This is a genomic window from Devosia sp. Z11_6 (assembly GCF_058133665.1).
Genome location: NZ_JBYUNQ010000001.1, coordinates 680,303 through 699,934 on the forward strand (window position 1 = coordinate 680,303; position 19,632 = coordinate 699,934).

General features: G+C 63.1%; 20 protein-coding genes. 9 read left to right on the top strand and 11 right to left on the bottom strand.

Translation table 11 applies throughout. The annotated features are described in order from the left end of the window. Positions 1-363: 363 nt before the first annotated feature. Positions 364-573: a cold-shock protein gene (locus AC3YMN_RS03225; RefSeq protein WP_127753682.1), complete on the bottom strand. Its 210-nt coding sequence runs from the start codon at positions 571-573 to the stop codon at positions 364-366. A 467-nt stretch (positions 574-1,040) separates the two neighbouring features. On the opposite strand from AC3YMN_RS03225, the gene AC3YMN_RS03230 reads away from it, so the two are divergent. Both AC3YMN_RS03230 and ltaE read left to right on the top strand, forming a co-directional pair. Further along, a complete protein-coding gene (locus tag AC3YMN_RS03230; RefSeq protein ID WP_489888909.1) occupies positions 1,041-1,991 on the top strand; it encodes a class I SAM-dependent DNA methyltransferase in 951 nt (316 codons plus the stop codon). Beyond that, on the top strand, positions 1,988-3,007 hold the full coding sequence (gene ltaE / locus AC3YMN_RS03235) for a low-specificity L-threonine aldolase (protein ID WP_489888910.1): 1,020 nt from the start codon (positions 1,988-1,990) through the stop codon (positions 3,005-3,007). The genes AC3YMN_RS03230 and ltaE overlap by 4 nt, the downstream gene beginning before the upstream one ends. Positions 3,008-3,047: 40 nt before the next feature. Here ltaE and AC3YMN_RS03240 read toward each other — a convergent pair whose 3' ends face one another. The 3 genes from AC3YMN_RS03240 to carB all read right to left on the bottom strand — a co-directional run bounded on the left by AC3YMN_RS03240 (position 3,048) and on the right by carB (position 8,168). Further along, the gene (locus AC3YMN_RS03240) at positions 3,048-3,836 is read right to left on the bottom strand and encodes a phytanoyl-CoA dioxygenase family protein (RefSeq protein WP_489888911.1); all 789 of its coding nucleotides are present in this window, start codon (positions 3,834-3,836) and stop codon (positions 3,048-3,050) included. A 177-nt stretch (positions 3,837-4,013) separates the two neighbouring features. Next, entirely contained in the window at positions 4,014-4,781 is a 768-nt protein-coding gene (locus AC3YMN_RS03245; protein ID WP_489888912.1) for an AAA family ATPase, read from the bottom strand. Between the two features lie 75 nt (positions 4,782-4,856). Further along, a complete protein-coding gene (gene carB, locus AC3YMN_RS03250) occupies positions 4,857-8,168 on the bottom strand; it encodes a carbamoyl-phosphate synthase large subunit (RefSeq protein WP_172123746.1) in 3,312 nt (1,103 codons plus the stop codon). Positions 8,169-8,640: 472 nt separating this feature from the next. Here carB and motA point away from each other — a divergent pair, with 472 nt between their 5' ends. Both motA and AC3YMN_RS03260 read left to right on the top strand, forming a co-directional pair. Beyond that, positions 8,641-9,501 (top strand): flagellar motor stator protein MotA, encoded by an 861-nt coding sequence (gene motA / locus AC3YMN_RS03255; RefSeq protein WP_127753677.1) that lies wholly within the window; start codon positions 8,641-8,643, stop codon positions 9,499-9,501. Positions 9,502-9,513: 12 nt separating this feature from the next. After that, on the top strand, positions 9,514-10,428 hold the full coding sequence (locus AC3YMN_RS03260; RefSeq protein ID WP_127753676.1) for a flagellar motor protein MotB: 915 nt from the start codon (positions 9,514-9,516) through the stop codon (positions 10,426-10,428). Here AC3YMN_RS03260 and AC3YMN_RS03265 read toward each other — a convergent pair. Further along, the gene (locus tag AC3YMN_RS03265) at positions 10,425-10,706 is read right to left on the bottom strand and encodes a DUF2277 domain-containing protein (protein ID WP_489888913.1); all 282 of its coding nucleotides are present in this window, start codon (positions 10,704-10,706) and stop codon (positions 10,425-10,427) included. The two genes, AC3YMN_RS03260 and AC3YMN_RS03265, sit on opposite strands and share 4 nt — an antisense overlap. A gap of 2 nt (positions 10,707-10,708) precedes the next feature. Further along, complete coding sequence (gene clpS, locus AC3YMN_RS03270; RefSeq protein ID WP_127753674.1) at positions 10,709-11,020, bottom strand: ATP-dependent Clp protease adapter ClpS; 312 nt, start codon at positions 11,018-11,020, stop codon at positions 10,709-10,711. A gap of 301 nt (positions 11,021-11,321) precedes the next feature. Between clpS and AC3YMN_RS03275 the strand changes: the two genes are divergently transcribed. After that, complete coding sequence (locus AC3YMN_RS03275; RefSeq protein WP_127753673.1) at positions 11,322-11,567, top strand: hypothetical protein; 246 nt, start codon at positions 11,322-11,324, stop codon at positions 11,565-11,567. A 101-nt stretch (positions 11,568-11,668) separates the two neighbouring features. Here AC3YMN_RS03275 and AC3YMN_RS03280 read toward each other — a convergent pair whose 3' ends face one another. Beyond that, the gene (locus AC3YMN_RS03280; RefSeq protein WP_489888914.1) at positions 11,669-12,685 is read right to left on the bottom strand and encodes a YsnF/AvaK domain-containing protein; all 1,017 of its coding nucleotides are present in this window, start codon (positions 12,683-12,685) and stop codon (positions 11,669-11,671) included. Next, a complete protein-coding gene (locus AC3YMN_RS03285; protein ID WP_172123742.1) occupies positions 12,686-13,084 on the bottom strand; it encodes a DUF2382 domain-containing protein in 399 nt (132 codons plus the stop codon). Between the two features lie 144 nt (positions 13,085-13,228). On the opposite strand from AC3YMN_RS03285, the gene AC3YMN_RS03290 reads away from it, so the two are divergent. Both AC3YMN_RS03290 and AC3YMN_RS03295 read left to right on the top strand, forming a co-directional pair. After that, positions 13,229-13,522: a hypothetical protein gene (locus AC3YMN_RS03290; protein WP_172123741.1), complete on the top strand. Its 294-nt coding sequence runs from the start codon at positions 13,229-13,231 to the stop codon at positions 13,520-13,522. Between the two features lie 97 nt (positions 13,523-13,619). Then, on the top strand, positions 13,620-14,456 hold the full coding sequence (locus AC3YMN_RS03295; protein WP_489888915.1) for an aldo/keto reductase: 837 nt from the start codon (positions 13,620-13,622) through the stop codon (positions 14,454-14,456). 3 nt (positions 14,457-14,459) lie between these two features. Here AC3YMN_RS03295 and AC3YMN_RS03300 read toward each other — a convergent pair whose 3' ends face one another. Together AC3YMN_RS03300 and AC3YMN_RS03305 are read right to left on the bottom strand one after the other, a co-directional pair. Next, positions 14,460-15,992, bottom strand: a complete 1,533-nt coding sequence (locus AC3YMN_RS03300; RefSeq protein WP_489888916.1) for a permease — start codon at positions 15,990-15,992, stop codon at positions 14,460-14,462. Beyond that, the gene (locus tag AC3YMN_RS03305; RefSeq protein ID WP_489888917.1) at positions 15,989-16,747 is read right to left on the bottom strand and encodes an ABC transporter ATP-binding protein; all 759 of its coding nucleotides are present in this window, start codon (positions 16,745-16,747) and stop codon (positions 15,989-15,991) included. The genes AC3YMN_RS03300 and AC3YMN_RS03305 overlap by 4 nt, the downstream gene beginning before the upstream one ends. Positions 16,748-16,900: 153 nt before the next feature. Here AC3YMN_RS03305 and AC3YMN_RS03310 point away from each other — a divergent pair, with 153 nt between their 5' ends. Both AC3YMN_RS03310 and AC3YMN_RS03315 read left to right on the top strand, forming a co-directional pair. Then, a complete protein-coding gene (locus AC3YMN_RS03310; protein ID WP_489888918.1) occupies positions 16,901-17,293 on the top strand; it encodes a hypothetical protein in 393 nt (130 codons plus the stop codon). A 60-nt stretch (positions 17,294-17,353) separates the two neighbouring features. Beyond that, on the top strand, positions 17,354-17,557 hold the full coding sequence (locus AC3YMN_RS03315) for a hypothetical protein (RefSeq protein ID WP_127753666.1): 204 nt from the start codon (positions 17,354-17,356) through the stop codon (positions 17,555-17,557). 58 nt (positions 17,558-17,615) lie between these two features. On the opposite strand, the gene AC3YMN_RS03320 is transcribed toward AC3YMN_RS03315, so the two are convergent. Beyond that, positions 17,616-19,595, bottom strand: coding sequence for a bifunctional 2',3'-cyclic-nucleotide 2'-phosphodiesterase/3'-nucleotidase (locus tag AC3YMN_RS03320; RefSeq protein WP_489888919.1), 1,980 nt, complete (start codon positions 19,593-19,595; stop codon positions 17,616-17,618). Between the last annotated feature and the right edge of the window lie 37 nt (positions 19,596-19,632).

Below are 19,632 nucleotides of genomic sequence, written 5' to 3' on the forward strand. Positions count from 1 at the left end.
AAGATGGTTCAAATTGCCCGCCAGACGCGTTGCGGTCAAGCGGGTGACGTTCAAGAACATGGGGTGTCCACACGTGCGTTCAAGCTCCGCCCTAGTGTCAAGAGGAGGTTTGCCAATGCGCCGTCTTTTCGCAACACGATGTTCTTCCGTCATTATTGGGCTGTTTGCACTTGGGCGTCGCGCTGCCGGCTAGCATTCGCGCGCGCCGCTCGGGGAAGGTGCGGATAAGCCCGGGCTTGCGCCCGTCGGCAAAAAGCCCAGCGCCCAGGGATGGCGGCTGTTGAATTTAGGTCTCAGCGCAGGCCTCAACAAAAAAGCGCATCCGGTGGGATGCGCTTCCTATCGGTTGGGGGATTATTGAGGTCAGGAGGCGACGAGATTGTCGGCGGCGGATTTGCCGGTGCGTTTGTCCTTGACGATCTCGTAGGTAATCTTCTGGCCCTCATCCAGACCGTTCAGGCCGGAGCGCTGAACCGCCGAAATATGGACGAAGACATCGGTCCCGCCTTCGTCGGGCTGGATGAAGCCGTAGCCCTTTTGACCGTTGAACCACTTTACGGTGCCAGTTGCCATGATGCGCGTTCCCTCGTGCAGTCGCTGCTGTAGGCGGCCTTGGTCACAGCGACCAAGACTTGGTTGAATCGAATTGTCGGATAATGACGTCAGCAGGAGCGAATGGTATTCGCATGATCAGATCAGTCGGCCGCTTTATTCGATGAGGGGAGCTTAGCTCTAAACAATGGGGGGTTCAATACAGCGAATGATCGTGCCGAAGCACCCGGCCAAACATTCGTTTTGGCTAGGTCAAGAGCAACATGGCTCTAGTGCTTGGCATAGACTTGCGCGCTGCCAAGGCGGGAACTGAAGACGGCTCCGTAAGGGACCCAATGCTCGACAGCAGCAAAAAGCTGCAGGCGATGAAAAGATGTTAGCTCAAATGCATCCCAATGTAACCCTTTTGCGCAAAGCGTGTTCTTGCTTTTCGTCAAGAAATCCGTCACATCCGCCCTCCATCACCTCCATTCAGAGATCGTATACGCTTGACCAAGGCGTTCCAGAGTTCGGGCGACATGATCGCCGACCGACGTGCCGGTTTCGCACGACTCCTATCCGAAGAAGGCGATCACCACGCAGCTGCAGAGGTGATGGCGCAAACCCTGGAACTGGCGCCCGATTGGGCCGGGGGCTGGGACCTGCTGGGCACCTACTGCGAGAAGGCGGGCGATGTGAGCGGGGCCATTTCGGCCTGGCGGCACCTCGAAGCGCTGGACGACGAGGGGGTGTTCGGCACCGCCCTCAAGCTTTCAGCCCATGGTGCCGCGGTCGCAGCCGCAGGAACCGCAGTGAGCTATGTGGAAGCGCTGTTTGATCAATATGCGCCGCGGTTCGAGGCGTCGCTGGTGGGCAAGCTTGGCTACCAGGTGCCCGAACTGCTCGATGCAATGATCGAGCAGGAGATGGCGCGGCAGGGGATCGGGCGCTGGACCCTGGCGCTGGACCTTGGCTGTGGCACGGGCCTGATGGGCGAGCGGCTGCGAGGCAAGGTCGAGCGGCTCGACGGGGTCGATCTTTCCGCTGCCATGGTCGCGACAGCCCGGCGCAAGAACATCTATGATCGACTGGAAAAGGACGAACTCGTCCGGTTCCTCCAGCGCCGGCCAATCGAGGCCGATCTGATCACCGCGGCCGATGTGCTGATTTATTGCGGCGCGCTGCCCCCGGTGCTCAACGCGATGGTGGGAGCACTCAAGCCGGGTGGGCTGCTGGCCTTTTCGCTCGAGGCGCATGAGGGCGAAGAGCCGATGTTCTTGCGCCCGTCGCTCCGCTATGCGCATGGGGTTGCGGCAACGCGGGTGGCCCTTGCCGATGCGGGCCTGCATGTGTGTCAGTTTGAGACCGCGACTCTGCGCCAAGACCGCGGCGCGCCAATTGCCGGTATGCTGGTGGTGGCGCAAAAGCCCGATCCGGCCCAGCTTGAGGATGAAGCATGAATACGCTGCGTTATGATTTCCGCTCCGACACCGTGACCCGTCCTTCCCCCGGTATGAGGGCGGCGATGGCGGCGGCGGAGGTGGGTGACGATGTTTATGGCGATGACCCGACCGTGCAGCACCTCGAGCAGCGGATGGCAGCGCTGCTGGGCAAGGAAGCGGCGCTGTTCGTGCCGTCGGGGACAATGTCTAACCTCCTGGCGCTGATGAGCCATTGCGGGCGCGGCGACGAGTTCATTGCCGGGCAAAACGCGCATTGCTACATGTTCGAAGCGGGCGGGGCAGCCGTGCTGGGCTCGATCCAGCCCCAGCCCATTGCCCACCAGCCTGATGGGACGATGGCGCTCCATGACATCTCGGCAGCCATCAAGGCTGACGACATGCATTTTGCCCGCACCCGGGTGATTGCGCTCGAAAACACCTTTGGGGGCCGGGTGCTGCCGCTCGATTATATGAATGAGGTGGTCGAGCTGGCGCGCGAGCGTGAGCTCGGGTTGCATCTTGACGGCGCGCGAGCGTTCAATGCCTGCGTGGCGCTGGGGATCGAGATCTCGGAGTTTGCCGCACCGTTCGATACGGTGTCGATTTGCCTATCCAAAGGGTTGGGCACGCCGGTTGGGTCAGTGCTGGTGGGAACCGGCACGCTGATCGAAAAAGCGCGGCGCAATCGCAAGATGCTCGGTGGCGGGATGCGGCAGGCGGGCATTCTGGCGGCGGCGGGGCTTTATGCGCTGGAGCACAACGTGGAGCGGCTGGCCGAGGATCACCGTCGGGCCCGGCGGCTGGCAGAGGGGCTCGCGGGCTTTGCGGGGCTGAGCGTGCCGATGCCGGACACCAATATCGTCTTCGTGAAGGCTGATGCCGAGCTCGAAAAGGCGATGACGCAGTTCCTGGGGGAGCGCGGCATTGCCATCGGCGGGCAATATGGGCAGCAACGCTGGGTGACGCATCTGGATATCGATGATGCGGCGGTGGGCGATGCGCTGGCGGCCGTGCGCGAGTTTTTCGGGGGCTGAGACGTAGGGGCGGGAGCACGAGCCGCCGCCCCTTTGAATTTCACCCCAGGGCCACGCGGATGGCCCTTTCCACCGGGGAGTAGTTGTCGTCTGCCCGCTCGAGCTGAAGGGGTTCGGCGGGCAGGAGTGGCGGCTGGGCCATGAACTTGACCGTTTTGCCGCGGTGGATCTGGGCGGCGTGGACGAGGAACGGGTGGCACAGATAAACCGTGCCCGCGGGACCCGTGGCGAGGGCCTCGCGACCGGTGTCAAACCAGTCAGGCCGGTCCGTCAGCATGTCGCGCAAGCTGCGTCCGTCTTCCCCAGCCGGAGCCAGATAACGGGCGACTTCGAGATGCGAGCCGGGGCGAATGCGGGTGGGGGCATCGTCCGCCCCGACATCGGAGAACAGGAACAACATCAAGAGCGCACGGCCGCGCGAGTTGATGTTGGCGCGCCATTCGAGGAAGTCCGGGTTGTCGTCGCCAAAGCTCGCATCGATGTGCCAGCCGGTGTCGCCCGCATCCTGGGGAATGGGGAAGCGGACCGGGAAGGTGCCGAGGCCGCCCCGTGGCAACCAGCGACCGGGGCCGACGAGCTGGTTATAGGCGGCCCTCAGTGTTGGCGTGTTGACGGCTTCGCGGAAGGGCGGCTGGGAGAATTCGCCGAGCCGGATTACCGGTTGAGTCCAGGTAGCGGGGTCATCGGGATTGCAGCCGGTGGCGGCCCAGAGGATGGCACGACCTTCGGCGGCGAGTTCGGCAGGAAAGGCATGGTCGAGGCGTACGAAGCCGTCGGTGATGAAAGCGTTGATCTGCGCTGGCGTGAGCCCGTCCGAAGTTTCAGGCATTGAGATGTCCATGAGTTCGCGTGGCCGCACGGCGGCCTGGAGGCGGCTGGGCCGCCAGTGTGTGCCTCAGGAGGCGCCGATCAGGCGCGCAGGAACACGGCGAACTTGTTGGACAGGATCATCATCATGGTGAGCCAAGGATAGCAAAAGCGGCGCCGAGTGCAAGCGGGCGCCAGGCTAGAGGTCTTCGAGCACTTCGGCGATCCAACCCTTGGGGTCGGCGGTGAAATCACGGTAAAGCCGGAAGTGGCGGGTATCGGCGAGCCGCACCGGGGCAAGGCCGTCGCGGGTGATTTCGAGGAGGGTGGCGCCGGGGAGCGCCATCAGCAGGGGCGAGTGGGTGGCCATGATGATCTGGGCGGTGGCGTTCTGGCCCAGGCGATGGAGCAGGCGCAGCAGTTCGCGCTGGCGCTGGGGCGAGAGGGCGCTTTCAGGTTCGTCGAGGAAATAGATGCCCTGGCGGGTCATGCGGCTTTCAAAGAAATCAACAAAGCCCTCGCCATGGCTTTGCGACAGGTAGTCCGGGGCTGCGCCACCGGCGTCCATGGCTGCGGCATCGAGATAGCGGGCGACGGAATAAAACGACTCGGCGCGAAAGAACCAGCCATTGGTCACCTTGGGGAGCCAGGAGGCGCGCAGCACGTCGGTGAGGAGGGCGCCGCTGCGGTCGAGGGCGCTGGAATGGTCGACCGGCATATAGCCCTTGCCGCCGCCCGCTTCATCATAGCCGCTGAGGGCCGCGATGGCTTCCACGAGGGTGGATTTGCCGGTGCCGTTTTCGCCCACGATGATGGTGATGGGAGTGGTGAACTCAAGGCTCCAGTCGGGATCCTGCAACCAGGGGAGGTTGAAGGGATAGCCGGAGCGGGTACCCCAATCGGGGAGTCGCCACAAGCGCTTGAGGAAGGGAGCGGGGAGGCGGGTTTGCCGGCTTTGACGGGCCAAGACCGCCTCCCTTGAGCTTTGGTTGGATGGGCAGGAAAGCTTCGCCAGATGGCGAAACTTTGGCTCCCAGCCGATCTAGTGGGCGAAGTAGTCCTGCAGCGGGCGGACCTGAAGGTTGCCGTCGCGATAAGCGAGGATACCCTGCACGGCCGCCATCGCCCCATCGATCGTGGTGTAATAGGGGATCTTGGCATAAAGCGCGGTGCGGCGGATGTCGCGGCTGTCGGAGATCGACTTCATGCCATCGGTGGTGTTGATCACCAGCTGCACGCCGCCATTCTTCATCAGATCCACAATATGCGGGCGCCCTTCGAGCACCTTGTTGATCTTGGTGGCGGCAATGCCGTTTTCCACCAGATAACGCTGGGTGCCGCCGGTGGCGAGGATGGTGAAACCAGCCTGCTCGAGATGGCGGGCGGTGTCGATGATCAACTCCTTGTCGTCATCGCGCACCGAGATGAAGGCGGCACCGCTGGTGGGGACCTTGGAGCCCGCACCCATCTGCGACTTGGCGAAAGCCATGGCGAAATCGTAGTCGAGGCCAATCACTTCGCCGGTCGACTTCATCTCGGGCCCGAGCACCGTATCGACGCCCGGGAAGCGGCTGAAGGGGAACACGGCTTCCTTGACGGCGATGTGCTTGAAGGTCTTTTCCTGGAGATTGAAGCTCGCCAGGCTTTCACCGGCCATGATGCGCGAGGCGATCTTGGCAATGGGCTGGCCAATCACCTTGGCCACGAAGGGCACGGTGCGCGAAGCGCGCGGATTGACTTCGAGGAGGTAGATGACACCGTCCTTGAGGGCATATTGCACGTTCATCAGGCCGCCCACCTTGAGGGCAAAGGCGAGTTCGCGGGTCTGCCGCTTGAGCTCGTCCATGATCTCGGGGGAGAGATTTTGCGGCGGCAGCGAGCAGGCGGAGTCGCCCGAGTGGATGCCCGCTTCCTCGATGTGCTCCATGATGCCGGCAACGAAGACGTCCTTGCCATCGCAAAGCGCGTCGACGTCGATTTCGGTGGCGCCGGACAGGTAGGCATCAAACAGCAGCGGGTTGTCGGACAGCACCGAGTTGATCTGGCCGGTGCGGTCATTGGGGTAGCGCTGCAGGATATCGGGCGGCACAAGACCGGTCAGGGTATCCTGCACATAGCGCTCGAATTCGCTGGCGGAATGGACGATCGCCATGGCGCGGCCGCCCAGCACATAGGAAGGGCGGATCACCAGCGGGTAGCCCAGGCGCTCGGCAACAAGGCGAGCCTGTTCAAGGCTATAGGCGATGCCGTTCTTGGGTTGAGTCAATTCGAGCTTGTTGAGGAGCTTGGAGAAGAGGTCACGGTCTTCGGCCAGATCGATGGCGTCGGGCTGAGTGCCGAGAATGGGCACGCCAGCCTTGAGCACGGCTTCAGCGAGGTTGAGCGGGGTCTGGCCGCCGAACTGCACGATCACGCCATGGAGCGTGCCGTTCTGCTTTTCGGTGAGCAGGATCTCGATGACGTCTTCTTCGGTCAGCGGCTCGAAATAGAGGCGGTCGGAGGTGTCGTAGTCGGTCGAGACAGTTTCGGGATTGCAGTTGACCATGATGGTCTCGTAGCCGGCCTCACCGAGCGCGAAGGCGGCATGGCAGCAGCAATAATCGAACTCTATGCCTTGGCCGATGCGGTTGGGACCGCCGCCAAGGATGACGACCTTCTTGCGGTCGGTGGGACGGGCTTCGTCGGCGGGCTCGCCGGCAAAAGGCGCCTCATAGGTCGAGTACATATAGGCGGTCGGGGAGGCGAACTCGGCGGCCGAAGTGTCGATGCGCTTGTAGACCGGGCGCACGGCAAGTGACTGGCGCAGCTTGCGCACATCCGTGGTTTTCACCCCGGCGAGTTGAGCGAGCCGCGCATCGGAAAAGCCCATGGCCTTGAGCGAGCGCAGGGTCGCGGCGTCCTTGGGCAGGCCGAATTGCTTGACCTTGGCTTCGGTATCCACGATCCCCTGCATCTGCTCGAGGAACCAAGGGTCGATCTTGCAGGCGGCGTGAATGTCCTCAAGGCTGGTGCCCAGCCGCATGGCTTCGGCGACATGGAGGAGCCGGTTGGGCGTTGGCGTGCCGAGAGCCGCCTTGATGGCGTTTTTGTCTTCGCCTTCGCCAAGACCGGGAATGCCGATCTCGTTGAGGCCGGTCAGGCCGGTTTCGAGCGAGCGCAGCGCCTTTTGCAGCGATTCCTGGAAGGTGCGGCCGATAGCCATGGCTTCGCCGACCGACTTCATCGACGTGGTCAGGCGATTGTCAGCGCCGGGGAATTTCTCAAAGGCAAAGCGCGGGATCTTGGTGACGACATAGTCGATGGTGGGCTCAAAGGACGCCGGGGTCGCGCCGCCGGTGATGTCGTTGTCGAGCTCATCGAGCGTGTAGCCGACGGCGAGGCGCGCCGCGACCTTGGCGATGGGGAAGCCGGTCGCCTTGGAGGCGAGGGCGGAGGAGCGCGACACGCGCGGGTTCATCTCGATGACAACCATGCGGCCGTCAGCCGGGTTGATGCCGAACTGGACGTTGGAGCCGCCGGTTTCCACACCGATCTCGCGCAGCACCGCCAGCGAGGCGTCGCGCATGATCTGGTATTCCTTGTCGGTCAGGGTCAGGGCGGGGGCGACGGTGATAGAGTCGCCGGTATGCACGCCCATGGGATCGATGTTCTCGATCGAGCAGATGATGATGCAGTTGTCCTTTTTGTCGCGGACAACTTCCATCTCGTATTCTTTCCAGCCGAGCACCGATTCTTCGACCAGCACTTCGTTGGTGGGCGAGGCGTCGACGCCGGACTCGACGATGGCGAGATATTCTTCGCGGTTATAGGCGATGCCGCCGCCGGTGCCGCCCAGGGTAAAGGACGGGCGGATGATGGCGGGCAGGCCAATCACTTCAAGCGCCTGGAGCGCTTCGATGGTGTTGTGCGCCAGCATGGAGCGTGGGGTTTCGAGTCCGATCTTCTTCATGGCGTCGCGGAAGAGTTCGCGGTCCTCGGCCTTGTCGATGGCTTCAGCGGTGGCGCCGATCATCTCGACGCCGAACTTTTCGAGCACGCCCATCTTGCGCAGCGAAAGCGCGCAATTGAGGGCGGTCTGGCCGCCCATGGTGGGCAGGAGCGCATCGGGGCGTTCCTTCTCGATGATCTTGGCGACCACTTCGGGGGTGATCGGCTCCATATAGGTCGCGTCAGCCAGATCCGGGTCGGTCATGATCGTGGCCGGATTGGAATTGACCAGGATGATCCGGTAGCCCTCTTCCTTGAGCGCCTTGCAGGCCTGGGTGCCTGAATAGTCGAACTCGCAGGCCTGGCCGATGATGATCGGGCCGGCACCGATGATGAGGATCGATTTGATATCGGTACGTTTTGGCATGGTGCTCGCTCAACTGTTCACGTCGTAGTGGCGCGCTGCCGAGCAAAAGTGAGAACCACTTTTCCGGCAACGCTCCGAGAGCCCGGCGAGAAGGAGGGAATCGCCCGGACAGCACCTGTCGTGGCAAACTCGCGCGGCGGCAGCGCTGCGCGCGCGGGGTCAGATTCCAGACATGGTGGTTAGGTGGGCTGTCTAGCCGAGATGGTGGGGAAAGGGAAGGGGGTGGCAGCTCTGCATAACGCGGGGAACTGACGCGGGGCGCCTTGCCCGGGCGGGGTAAAAACCGCGCTGCCGCTGGGGTTTGGCTGCGGTGTTGCGCAAATGCGGCAAATACACGGCATGTTAAGTGGACTTGGCCAATAGTGCGGCTGGGGAGCCAGGATCGCGGCGCCCGTGAGTTCAAGTGGGCAGATCCGGCAGCAGCGGCAAAGGTCGCGGCGCGAGGGCGGCCTTCAAAGCGAGTGTATGCTGCATGCGCCTTCTTGTCGGTATTCTGATCGTGGTCGGCTGCGTCATGGGCGGCTATGCCGGCGTGGGCGGGCATTTTGCGGTGTTGTGGCAGCCGTTTGAATTCATCATCATCCTGGGGGCCGCGATCGGGGCCTTCGTGATCGGCAATACCGGGCCGGTGATCAAGGGCACGCTGGGGGCGTTTGCGACGCTGTTCAAAGGCCCAAAATACAACAAGGCCGCTTATGTCGAGCTGCTGGGCATGCAGTTCACGCTGTTCAAGCTGGTGCAGGCCAAGGGGATCCTCGCGCTCGAGCCGCATATCGAAAACCCGCATGAATCGGAGCTGTTCAAGCGTTTCCCGACCTTTGCCAACAACCACCATGCGGTGGAGTTCGTGTGTGACTATCTGCGCATGGTGACGCTCGGGTCCAACAATGTCCATGAGATGGAAGCCCTGATGGATGAGGAGCTGGAGACCCACCACCAGGAGCAATATCGGATCGTGGGCGCGATGCAGGCGCTGGCTGATGGTACGCCGGCGCTCGGGATCGTGGCGGCGGTGCTGGGCGTGATCCACACGATGGGCGCGATCAGCGAGCCGCCCGAAGTTTTGGGCCACATGATCGGCGGCGCACTGGTCGGGACATTCTTTGGCGTGTTCGTCGCCTATGGGTTCTTTGCGCCCTTCGCCCAGTCGCTCAACAATATCTACCAGGCGGAATCGAAATACTTCCTGTCGCTCAAGGTCGGCCTGCTTGCCCATATCTCGGGGCAGGTGCCGGTGATGGCGATCGAATTTGCGCGCAAGGCGCTGCTGTCGGAAGACCGCCCGAGTTTTGAAGAGGTCGATGCGGCAACGGCAAACCTGGCCGCGGCATAAGAGTAGAACGCCATGGCCCAGTATAATCAGCCCATCATCATCAAGAAGGTCAAGAAGGCGGCCCACGCCCATCATGGCGGGGCCTGGAAGATCGCCTATGCCGATTTCGTGACGGCCATGATGGCGTTCTTCCTGCTGCTCTGGCTGATCAGCATGACGACGCCGGAGCAGAAGGAAGGCCTGGCGGATTATTTCGCCCCGCCGAGCATTGCGCCGACGACGAGCGGGGCGGGGGGCTTACTGGGGGGCACGGCGCTTGACGCCGCTGGCGCCAAGATGGCCGGCACTTCGCTCAAGGACCAGCAGGAGGCGGCTACTTCTCCCGCAAGCACGCGCGCGGGCAGCCAGGAAGCGGGAACCGAGGGGATCAAGGGCGAGACCGGCGCAACCGAAACTACCACTGGCGTTGCGCCCAAGGACTTGAACACAGTCCAGGCCTTTCACAGCGCTGCGGCCAGCATCCGCCAGGCCTGGCAGGCGCTGCCCGATATCACGGAGATCGCCGATAATCTGCTGGTGGAAGCGACCGAGGACGGCCTCGACATCCAGATCATCGACCAGGAAGGGACGCCCATGTTCCCCGAAGGATCGAAATACCCCACCGAGCCGGCGCGCCAGGCGATTGCTGCGCTAGGGCCGATTTTGCAGAAGCTTTCCAGCCAGATCACGATCTCAGGCCACACGGCGGCGGGTGGCACATATGTCAATCCGCGCTATGGCTCCTGGGAGCTTTCGAGCGATCGGGCCAATGTGGTGCGGGGGCTGTTGGGCGAGTTCGGGCTCTCCGATGACCGGGTGAGCGCTGTGAGCGGCAGGGCGAGTGCCGATCCGTTCTTTCCCAACGACCCCTATCAGGCAGCCAATGAGCGGATCAAAATCGTCGTGCTCAACCAAGCCCCGCCGGTGCCGGCCGGCTTAAGCTTCTAGTTGGCTGAAGCGCTGCCGTAGCGCTCGCGATTGCGAGCGCGCGCCTTGGCGGCTTCGATCTCCCGATCCTTGGGCGGGGCGGCGGTTTCGAGCGCCTGCAGCAGGTGGCGCAGATTGCGCTCGATGGCTTCGACGGCCTCATGGAAGGCGGCCTCGTTAGCCTTTGATGGTGCCGTAAAGCCCGAAACCTTGCGCACGAACTGGAGCGCGGCGTCGTGGATCTCGTTGCCGCTCGCGGGCGGCTCGAAATTGAACAGCGGCTTGATGTTGCGGCACATGTTTATTCCTCCGGCTCGGTGGTGAACAGCAGCGGGTAGCCCTTGCTGCGCGCCGTTTCGGTGGCCCGGTTGGCCTTTTCCTCGGCGATCTCCTTGGTGAACACGGCAACCACGCACGACCCCTTGGTGTGGGCCGTCAGCATGATGCCAAGGGCCTGAGCCTCGGGCACGCGGAATTCGGCCTTGAGTAGCCGCACGACGAATTCGCGCGGCGTGAAATCGTCATTGACGAGGATGACCTTGTGCAAGGGCGGGCGGGCAGTTTTCTGGCGCGTCTCGACGCGAGGCTTTGAGTCGGTGTTGGTTCCAGCCATGAGCAAGCCTCCCTGGTGGTGATGGTGCCTGGAGCGCCGCCAAATTCTAGCACATCTGCTGTCGGAGCAGGAGGGGCGCTGGGCAAGGGCTGCAGAGCTAAGGCAAAGGCGCGGCCAAGGGCGCCGCCTTGTAATTAGCCCGGCGGAAGAGCATATATGAGCGGTATGTTTTCGGCCAATTGGCTACCTGATCCTCCCGGTCCTGCCGGTTGCTTGGCGATCCCCGAGACTTGCGACTCCCCGCAGCGCCCCGCTTTTGAGCCCGTGCTGCCCGTCCATCTTGATCCCCAGGCAGGTGCCCATGTCCAGTTTCAACTACAATGCCGCGGCCGAACTTTACCCTAGCAAGAGCTTCTACAAATCTCGCCAGGTGCGTTACCAGCGCTTCACTTCGGCCGCCGAGGCGCTCCGCTACGCCATCGAAGAGATGCCAGCGGAATTGCTGCGTGGCTCGTTGCTCGAAGTCGACGAGCAGCGCTTCGAAGGCAGCGATATTCGTGATCTGTATTACGCCGAAGGTTATCCACTGGCGCGCGCGCAGGGCTAACCGACGACCGGGCTGCCGCCGGTGGCGGAGCGGCCCGGAGAGCGCAGGCATGAAAAAGCCCCGCTCCAAAGAGCGGGGCCGGTATGGCATCAAGCCTTGGGCTAGATGCTGGTCTTGCGGTCGCCAAGGCCGGTATTGCGGTCGTCCTCGACTTCCACTTCGGTCTTGCGCACGGTGTCGCTGATGGTTTCCTCGCGGCTGGCTCCCTCCTTGCGCAGGGAGATTTCCTCGGTAACGCGAGCCTGCTTGTCGACCACAGCTTCTTCGGCGTGCTCCTCGGCCTCGATGGTGCGATCCTGGAAGGCGGCGTCGCCGGCGCCCAAAGCACGATCCACGGGGCGACGCTCGATGGTCACGCGCTCCTCATAGAGGTTCACATTGGCGCTGACGGGTTCCTCGCGAACATAGGAGCGGACGCGGACCCGACCCAGATTGACGTCGCGCTTGCCAACGCGCAGTTCTTCCTCAACCACCGGGATCACTTCATCAGTGCCGATCTCGGAGGTGGTGCGATCGGTATATCCAGCACCCGAGGTGGAGGTTGTCTGGCCCTGGCTGGTCGAGGCGTAGCCCGCGCTGCCAGTCGAGCCGGCAATGTCCGAGGTGGTGGTGGCGCCTACGCCGCTCGCGCCCAGCGTGCTGCCGCTGGTGGTGCCTGCACCCAGAGTGCCGCCGGAGCTGTTGGTGGAGTCGGCGGCGCGGCGGGCAGTGCCGGAATAATCGGTGGTGTAACCGGTCCAGCCTTCCGTGCGCCAGCTTTCCTCGCGCTCGTCGAGATCAATGGCCCCTTCGTCATCCAGGATGTCGAGAGCGGTATCGTGGTTCGTTGAATCCAGATCGCTGACGGTCACCAGATAACCGCCGCGGCTCAGGCCCTCGGCATAGGTGTAGCGGTCCTCGTCGGGCATGAAGAAATCAGCCAGCGAGGCAAAGAAGCCGCGGTGGGTTTCTTCGCGATTCTGCACAGGTTCGTCATTCTCGTAGCCAGGCATAAGGCGAACATTGTCGCGCGAGATGCCCGCGTCAATCAGCCGCTCGACAGCGCGATCAGCTTCGCTGCGGGAGTCAAAAAATGCCGAAAGCGTGCGCTCGGCGCCGGTTGCGGAAAACTGGCTCATTTATTGTTCCTCTTCGATGTTGGGTTGGTCCGTTTCACTTCTTTCAACCACCGCGTGCTGCTTGCGCAGGGTGATCGGTAATTCGACGTGCTCACGCGATACAGAACGGCGCAGATGAAGCTCCTCCTTGAGCACCAGGCGCTTTTCGACCACGAGAACCTCCTCAACCACGGGGATGATGGTAGTATCCCCTTCGGTGCGGATTGGGGGGGCCTCGGTGATCTCGATCCCACGCGGGACGCGGGTCACTTCAACATCCTGGCGGTCGAGCATGGCCGAAACCACGTCCTCCACGAGCTCAGTCTTGGTGCTAACCCGGACCTTGCCGGTGACCACGTCCTGCTTACGAATGGTCGAAAACTCGTCAACGACCTGCAGGGTATCTTGGGCGTCTGTCATTGCTGTTCCGCCGCTGTGTCGAGGCCAAGGGAACGGGCGGATTCAGGCTTGGTTCCCAATTGTGAAGTGCCGGGCGGGCACGGTTTTGTTAACATGGCTTTCACCACGTCAGAGTGATGATCGAGTGTTAGTAGGAGTTCGTGGATGCGCCAGATCGAGGTGCTAGATGGAGTGCGGGTACGGTTTCCGGGCCGGGACGATGAGTTCGACCTGGGTGTAGAGATCGGTGCGGCGGTTGTGTTGATGGCTCTTGGCGAGCCGGTGATCGAGCGGCGGGTGCGGGCTGAGTGCGTCGAGCAACTGCGCCCCCTGGCCGAGCGGTTCGGGTATCGCCTGGTTGGGGGCGAAAGCGACGAGCAAGCCGAAGCCGAAATCACGCTGTTCCATGCGTCCCGCCGGCCGCAACTCAAGCTCGTGCCGACGCAGGCTAAGCGCTAGCTGGTGCCTCCTGGGTGATAGATCATCCCCAGGCGCTGAACTCTTGGAGCGGAGAGCCGTTGGGCAGGGAGTTTGAACCTGCGCAAGGAGCTTTCGCATGGCCGGCGTCCCCAATATTTCCCTCAATGATGGCAATTCCATTCCCCAGCTTGGCTTCGGGGTCTGGCAAGTGCCCAATAATGAAGTGCAGGCAGCGGTCAGCGAAGCCTTGCAGGCGGGGTATCGCTCTATCGATACGGCCCAGGGCTATAATAATGAAGAAGGCGTGGGACGCGCCATCAAGGACAGCGGCATTGCGCGCGAGGAGCTGTTTGTCACTTCCAAGCTGCGCACCCGGGACCAAGCTTATGATCAAGCGATCAAGAGCTTCCATGGGTCCCTCGAAAAGCTCGGGCTCGATTATCTCGATCTGTTTTTAATCCACTGGCCGGTGCCGGGGCAGGACAAGTATCCCGAAGCCTGGAAGGCCTTTGTGCAGCTGCAAAAAGAAGGCCTGATCAAGAGCATCGGGGTTTCCAACTTCCTGCCCGAGCATCTGGAGCGAATCATCGGGGAGACTGGCGTGACCCCGGCGGTCAACCAGATCGAGGTGCATCCCGAGTACCAGCAGCGCGACGTGCTGGATTTCCATGTGAAGAACCGCATTGCGATCGAGAGCTATAGCCCGCTCGGCAGCGGGGCGGCGCTCAAGAACCCCACAATCGCCGAGATTGCCGAAAAGCACGGCAAGAGCCCGGCGCAGGCGATTTTGCGCTGGCACATCCAGGAAGGTTTTATCGTCATTCCCAAGTCCACCCATCCGGAGCGCATCCGGGCCAATATCGACGTGTTCGATTTCGAATTGGACGGGGAAGACCTGCAGCGGATTGCGGGGCTCGACCGGCCAGATGGCAAGACGGGTGGCGATCCGGCGACCAATAACGCGATCTGGTAGGAACTAGCCGTGCCTGGGGCTGAGCAGCTTGGCCAGCCCCAGCACAAAAACGGCGACGAGCGCGGGACCAATTGCGAGGAGCGAGCCCGCCGCCATGAGCGCGCCCGTGCCGGCCCACATGATGGAAGCAAAGGCTTCCGACAGGGTGGCGGCGCGGGAGGCGACCTGGCGGCGGCGGAACATGGAGCGCTTGGCGGTAACGCGGAACCAGAGCTGGATGGCCGTGGCGGAGCCGGCGGACAAGGCCGCGCAAAGCGCCGTGACGGCCGCCATGGCTGGCGAGGACAGAGCCAGCAAGGCGAGCAGTGGCAGGAGGATGATCGCAATGACGGCGAGCACCGCCTCGATCTTGCTGATCAGCACCGTGCGCGCTGCGAGGGGCGCGGTGGCCACGAGGTCAGGGGCGTCCTCACCCGAGATGGCGAGCCAGGCGAGCCCGCCGGCAAGCTGGCCCGCGGCCATCACGAGAACGGGCACGGCCACGACATAGGCGCCGGCGCTGTCGCCATAGTTGATCCAGAGCAAAAGAGCTGGCGGCAGCAGGTAAAGGATCTGCATCAGCGTTTGCGACAAGAGCCAGGGGTCGCGCTTGAGAAGGCGCCATTCCTTGCGGCGCAGCGCCTGGGCTTGCGTCATCGGGCGAAAACGCGGCGGGGATGGCTCACTGCCGGCGCGGACATGGGCCAGACCTGCCGCGGCAATGGCGTGGCGCCCAAAGCTCGAGGCGGAAAGCGCGATCATGCCAGCGAGGGCACCAAAGCTGATCGCTGCGGCCAGCGTCAAGGCCACCCAGTCCCCCAGGGCTGCGCGGGCGGGAAGCCAAACGGGGCTGTTGAGAGCCGGAGCGGCGTTCACCAGATCGGCAGACTGGAACAGGGTGAAGCGCGAGAAACTGCCGTAGTGAATGATCGCGACCGCCTGGATGCCAATGATGAAGCCGGCGCCGATAATGGCGGCGACGATCTGGGCGATCAGCCGGGTTCGCTTCGCGCCGACCAGGCGGAACAAGGCGATGGTGATGGCGACGGCAATGGCGGTGGACAGCGCGCCCGCGGCGAGAAGAAGGCCGTAGGCAGCGAGCCAGCGGGGGCCATCGAGCAGCGCCAGCATGTTGATGAGCGGGCTGGCCAGCAAAGCGGAGAGGGCCACGGTGGTGATCGCAACGGCGCCGGTGCGAACGGCAAAGAGGCGGCGTGACGAGGCGGGGGACGAGAGGATCAGGTCGAGATCGGAGCGGGCGTAATAAACGCGGGTGATCGACTCAAGGGCCTGGGAAAGCGTGACGGACCAGAACAGCAGGCCGGTGCCGGTCAGCAACACCAGCGTTGGCTTGTCGGGGACGATGCCCGCCGCGACCCAGGGGCGCACCAGCCCATAAGCAAGGAGGTGGAAGAGGACGGCGGCAAAAATACCGAACAGTACAATCGCTACCCGGCGGCCCGTCTGGCCCCCGGTCATCATGACCAGCCAGTCGCGCCAGGCGAGCTTGAGCTCGTGGCGGGCAAACCAGAAAAGGGATGTGGGCGCCGTGGTCATGCAGCGGCGGTATCCGGTTCGTTGCGCGCGACCAGATCGAGGAAAATATCCTCGAGGCTTTGGTTGGCTCCGCCGATCCGGTTGCGCAGCTCGGCGAGCGTGCCTTCGGCAATGAGCCGGCCACCGCTGATCACCCCGATGCGCTCGGCCATGCGTTCGGCGACTTCGAGAATGTGGGTAGTCATGATGACGGTGACGCCTTCGCCCACCTTGCCCAGCAGCACGTCCTTGACCTGGCGGGCCGAGCCGGCGTCGAGTCCGGTGAGCGGTTCGTCGAGGATGATGAGGCGCGGGTCGTGGACGAGGGCGCCGGCAAGGGCGACTTTTTGCAGCATGCCTTTGGAGAAGCTGCCGCAGAGCTGATTGGCGTGGGGCGCGAGGCCGAGCCAGTCGATCAGGTCATGGGCCTTGCGACGGGCGGTGGAGGCGTCCATCTGCCAAAGGCCGGCGACGAATTCGAGATATTCCAGCGGGGTGAGGCGGTCATAAACCATGGGCTCGTCCGAGACCCAGGCGAGGATGCGCTTGGCTGCCACCGGGTCTCGCCGCGCATCGATGCCGAAGATGGAAATGGCGCCGCGGTCGGGCTGCAGCAGTCCCGCCACCATGCGCAGGATCGTGGTCTTGCCCGCGCCATTGGGACCGAGCAGGGCGTAGAACTCGCCGGCCCGCACGGTGAGATCAAGCTGCTGGATCACAGGACGATCAAAGGATTTGGACAGATCGGAAATGGCGAGGGCAGGGGCGGCGGTCATGGCGAACTCCGGCTGACAAAGCCAGGTTTAGCGCCGGGAGCGTTGCGGTGGCGTGAAGGGGGGCAGTTAATGTTCGGCAAAGCGGCATTTGCTGGAGCCGGGCAACCAACCCGGCCCTAGGGGTGTTCAAACCCCAACCCAGGAGGTTCGATAATGGCTGACGTGAAGTATGAAGTTGTGGAGCATGATGGCGGGTTTGCCTACAAGGTAGGGGACGTGTTCTCCGAGGCTTATCCTACCCACGAACTGGCGCTCGATGCGGCCGTGGCTGCGGCCGACCGGCAGCAACTGGCCGGCGACACCGCGGCCATTCTTTACCAGGACGCCAAGGGCGAATGGCACGAGGAACTCGCCACGGGCGAAGACCGGCCGCAAACCGAGATCGAAGATGCGCTGGTGGATCAGGAGCCGGTTGCCGCTGAAGAAAACGCCGGTGAGGGTGACTTCGTGGTCGGCACCACCGTTGTCGAGGGTAAGGCGCATAGCCGTGATGAGAGTTACAAGGGCCGTGCGCCCCTGGCCTCACCGAACGAGCGGCAGAGCTAGCTTCCGGAACCAAGTTGGCGCCGCGCGCATTGTGGCGACAACATAGTGCAGGAGTTACAAATGGATATTCGCGAACGTGAAACCGTTGTGGTCGATCGCGGGAGCCGCGGCGGTGGCAGCGGCTTGTTGATCGGCATCATCGTGGCGCTCGCGCTGCTCGCCATCGGTTACCTCGTGTTCTTCAACAATAATGGCGGTGGCGGCGGGACAGTCGATGTCGACGTTCCAGCAGTCAGCGTCGATGTGGTTCCCGACGGGCAGTAAGCCCCGTTACCACCAGATGCAGCAGCGGGCGCCTTCAGGGGCGCCCGCTTTGTTTTGTTCAGAGGGTGATGCGGTACAGCCCGAAGCCGTCTTCGTTGTTGTCGCCGGTGGGCTCGACTTTGACAGCGGTGACATCGGCGACGTGCTCGGCGGCCTTGGGGCCGGTGGCAAACAGGACGGTGGTGTCGCCGATCGGGGCGAGCGACCAGTTGCTGTCCGCCTTAGGGTCAATCGTGCCGTTTTCGACGATATAGCGCACGATGAGGTCGCGATTGGTGTCGGGCCCCTTGAAGACGATCTTGTCGGCGCCAATGCCGGGGAAGGTACCGCCGCCTCCAGCGCGGTAATTGTTGGAGGCGACCACGAAGCGGGCAGCCGGATCGATGGGCGCGCCGTTGAACTGCAGATCAACGATGCGGTTGGCGTCGGGATTGAGCTCCTGCTTGCCGTCGGCGGAAAAGCGCGAGGGCTGGGTGATGTCGATCTTGTAGGTCACGCCATCGATGACGTCGAAGTTGTAGGCGGGAAAATCGAGGTTGATGAGTTCGGCGTCGGAGGCGCCCTTTTCCACCTGGTTGAAGATGCCGGCGGAGCGCTCGAGCCAGTTCTTGACGTCGGCCCCGGTGATGACGAGGGCCTGGATGGTGTTGGGGTAGAGATAAAGGTCGGCGACGTTCTTGATGGCGACGGGGCCCACCGGCACATCGGTGTAATAATCGGGGCCGCCGCGACCGCCGGACTTGAAGGGGGCTGCGGCGGACAGGATCGGCAGACCCTCCCATTCAGTACCCTTCATCATCTGGGCGATGTACCAGGTCTGAGCCTGGGAGACGATCTGCACGGATGGATCATCGGCCACGAGGGCGAAATAGGAGTGGAGGGGGGCTGAGGTTTCGCCCACAGGGCGGCGGATATAATCGAGGGTTTCCTCATGCTCTTGCTTGGCGGCGGCTGTGACTTCCGCCTGGTCCTCCACCAGCGGGGTGACCTTGCCATCGACGCGTTCGAAGATCGGGCGAGCTTCGGCGGTGTGGGAGACGACGGACCATTTGCCCTCGGCGTCCTGCTCGAGGAGCAGGTCGATCAGGCCCACATGCGAGCCCCAGAAGCCCGGCATCACGGCGGGCTTGCCGTTGAGGGTGCCAGCATCGACATCGGCGCCTTCCAGTTCGGCAAAGTCGGGGCCGGGGAACACCAGATGCTGGTGGCCGGTGAGGACCACGTCGATGCCCTCGACACCAGCCAACTGCAGGGAAGCGTTTTCCGAGCCCGGACCTTTGTCTTCGGCGATGCCGGAGTGGGAGAGGGCGATGATCAGGTCGGCGCCTTCAGCACGCATGCGCGGTACATAGGCCTTAGCGGTTTCCACGATGTCGCGCGTGGCGACCTTGCCGGTGAGGTGGCTCGAGTCCCAGGTCATGATCTGAGGCGGCAGGAAGCCGATGATGCCGACGCGGATGGTCTTGCCCGCGCCCGAGCCATCAGTCAGCTGTTTTTCGATGATGCGGTAGGGCGCGATATAGGTGTCGTCGGCTGTGGGGTCGTCGCCCAGCGTCGTGCCGCGCACCAGATTGGCTGATACAAAGGGGAAGTTGGCGCCCGAAAGGGCGGCGTCGAGATAGTCGAGGCCGTAGTTGAATTCGTGGTTGCCGAGGGTGGCGGCTTCGTAACCCAGCGTGTTCATGGCCGCGATCATCGGGTGCACATTGCCCTTAAGGCCCTTTTCATAGGCGATGTAATCGCCCATGGGCGTGCCCTGGATAATGTCGCCGTTGTCGACCAGCATGGAGTTACCCGCCTCGGCGCGGATCTGCTCGATGATCGCCGCGGTGCGGGCCAGGCCCATCGTGTCGTTGGGCGCATCGGCATAGTAATCATAGGGGAAGACCGCGACATGCAGATCGGTGGTCTGCAGGATGCGCAGATGGGCCTGATTGGCCTGGGCGAGGCTGGCAAAGGGGTGCATGGCGGCGAGTGCACCAATGCTGACCGACCCGGCAAGAAAATGACGCCGGGACATGCTGGGATTGAACTTCATCGCGTTCTCCGAACTGCGGCTCTGGGGAGGAACTGCC

Bases quoted from the DNA above. Each gene is read 5' to 3' on its own strand.
- carB (WP_172123746.1), bottom strand. From the start codon at position 8,168: ATGCCAAAACGTACCGATATCAAATCGATCCTCATCATCGGTGCCGGC.
- AC3YMN_RS03280 (WP_489888914.1), bottom strand. From the start codon at position 12,685: ATGAGCCAGTTTTCCGCAACCGGCGCCGAGCGCACGCTTTCGGCATTT.
- AC3YMN_RS03275 (WP_127753673.1), top strand. From the start codon at position 11,322: ATGTCCAGTTTCAACTACAATGCCGCGGCCGAACTTTACCCTAGCAAG.
- AC3YMN_RS03300 (WP_489888916.1), bottom strand. From the start codon at position 15,992: ATGACCACGGCGCCCACATCCCTTTTCTGGTTTGCCCGCCACGAGCTC.
- AC3YMN_RS03290 (WP_172123741.1), top strand. From the start codon at position 13,229: ATGCGCCAGATCGAGGTGCTAGATGGAGTGCGGGTACGGTTTCCGGGC.
- AC3YMN_RS03225 (WP_127753682.1), bottom strand. From the start codon at position 573: ATGGCAACTGGCACCGTAAAGTGGTTCAACGGTCAAAAGGGCTACGGC.
- AC3YMN_RS03305 (WP_489888917.1), bottom strand. From the start codon at position 16,747: ATGACCGCCGCCCCTGCCCTCGCCATTTCCGATCTGTCCAAATCCTTT.
- AC3YMN_RS03285 (WP_172123742.1), bottom strand. From the start codon at position 13,084: ATGACAGACGCCCAAGATACCCTGCAGGTCGTTGACGAGTTTTCGACC.
- ltaE (WP_489888910.1), top strand. From the start codon at position 1,988: ATGAATACGCTGCGTTATGATTTCCGCTCCGACACCGTGACCCGTCCT.
- AC3YMN_RS03315 (WP_127753666.1), top strand. From the start codon at position 17,354: ATGGATATTCGCGAACGTGAAACCGTTGTGGTCGATCGCGGGAGCCGC.
- AC3YMN_RS03265 (WP_489888913.1), bottom strand. From the start codon at position 10,706: ATGTGCCGCAACATCAAGCCGCTGTTCAATTTCGAGCCGCCCGCGAGC.
- AC3YMN_RS03240 (WP_489888911.1), bottom strand. From the start codon at position 3,836: ATGCCTGAAACTTCGGACGGGCTCACGCCAGCGCAGATCAACGCTTTC.
- AC3YMN_RS03310 (WP_489888918.1), top strand. From the start codon at position 16,901: ATGGCTGACGTGAAGTATGAAGTTGTGGAGCATGATGGCGGGTTTGCC.
- AC3YMN_RS03320 (WP_489888919.1), bottom strand. From the start codon at position 19,595: ATGAAGTTCAATCCCAGCATGTCCCGGCGTCATTTTCTTGCCGGGTCG.
- motA (WP_127753677.1), top strand. From the start codon at position 8,641: ATGCGCCTTCTTGTCGGTATTCTGATCGTGGTCGGCTGCGTCATGGGC.
- clpS (WP_127753674.1), bottom strand. From the start codon at position 11,020: ATGGCTGGAACCAACACCGACTCAAAGCCTCGCGTCGAGACGCGCCAG.
- AC3YMN_RS03295 (WP_489888915.1), top strand. From the start codon at position 13,620: ATGGCCGGCGTCCCCAATATTTCCCTCAATGATGGCAATTCCATTCCC.
- AC3YMN_RS03260 (WP_127753676.1), top strand. From the start codon at position 9,514: ATGGCCCAGTATAATCAGCCCATCATCATCAAGAAGGTCAAGAAGGCG.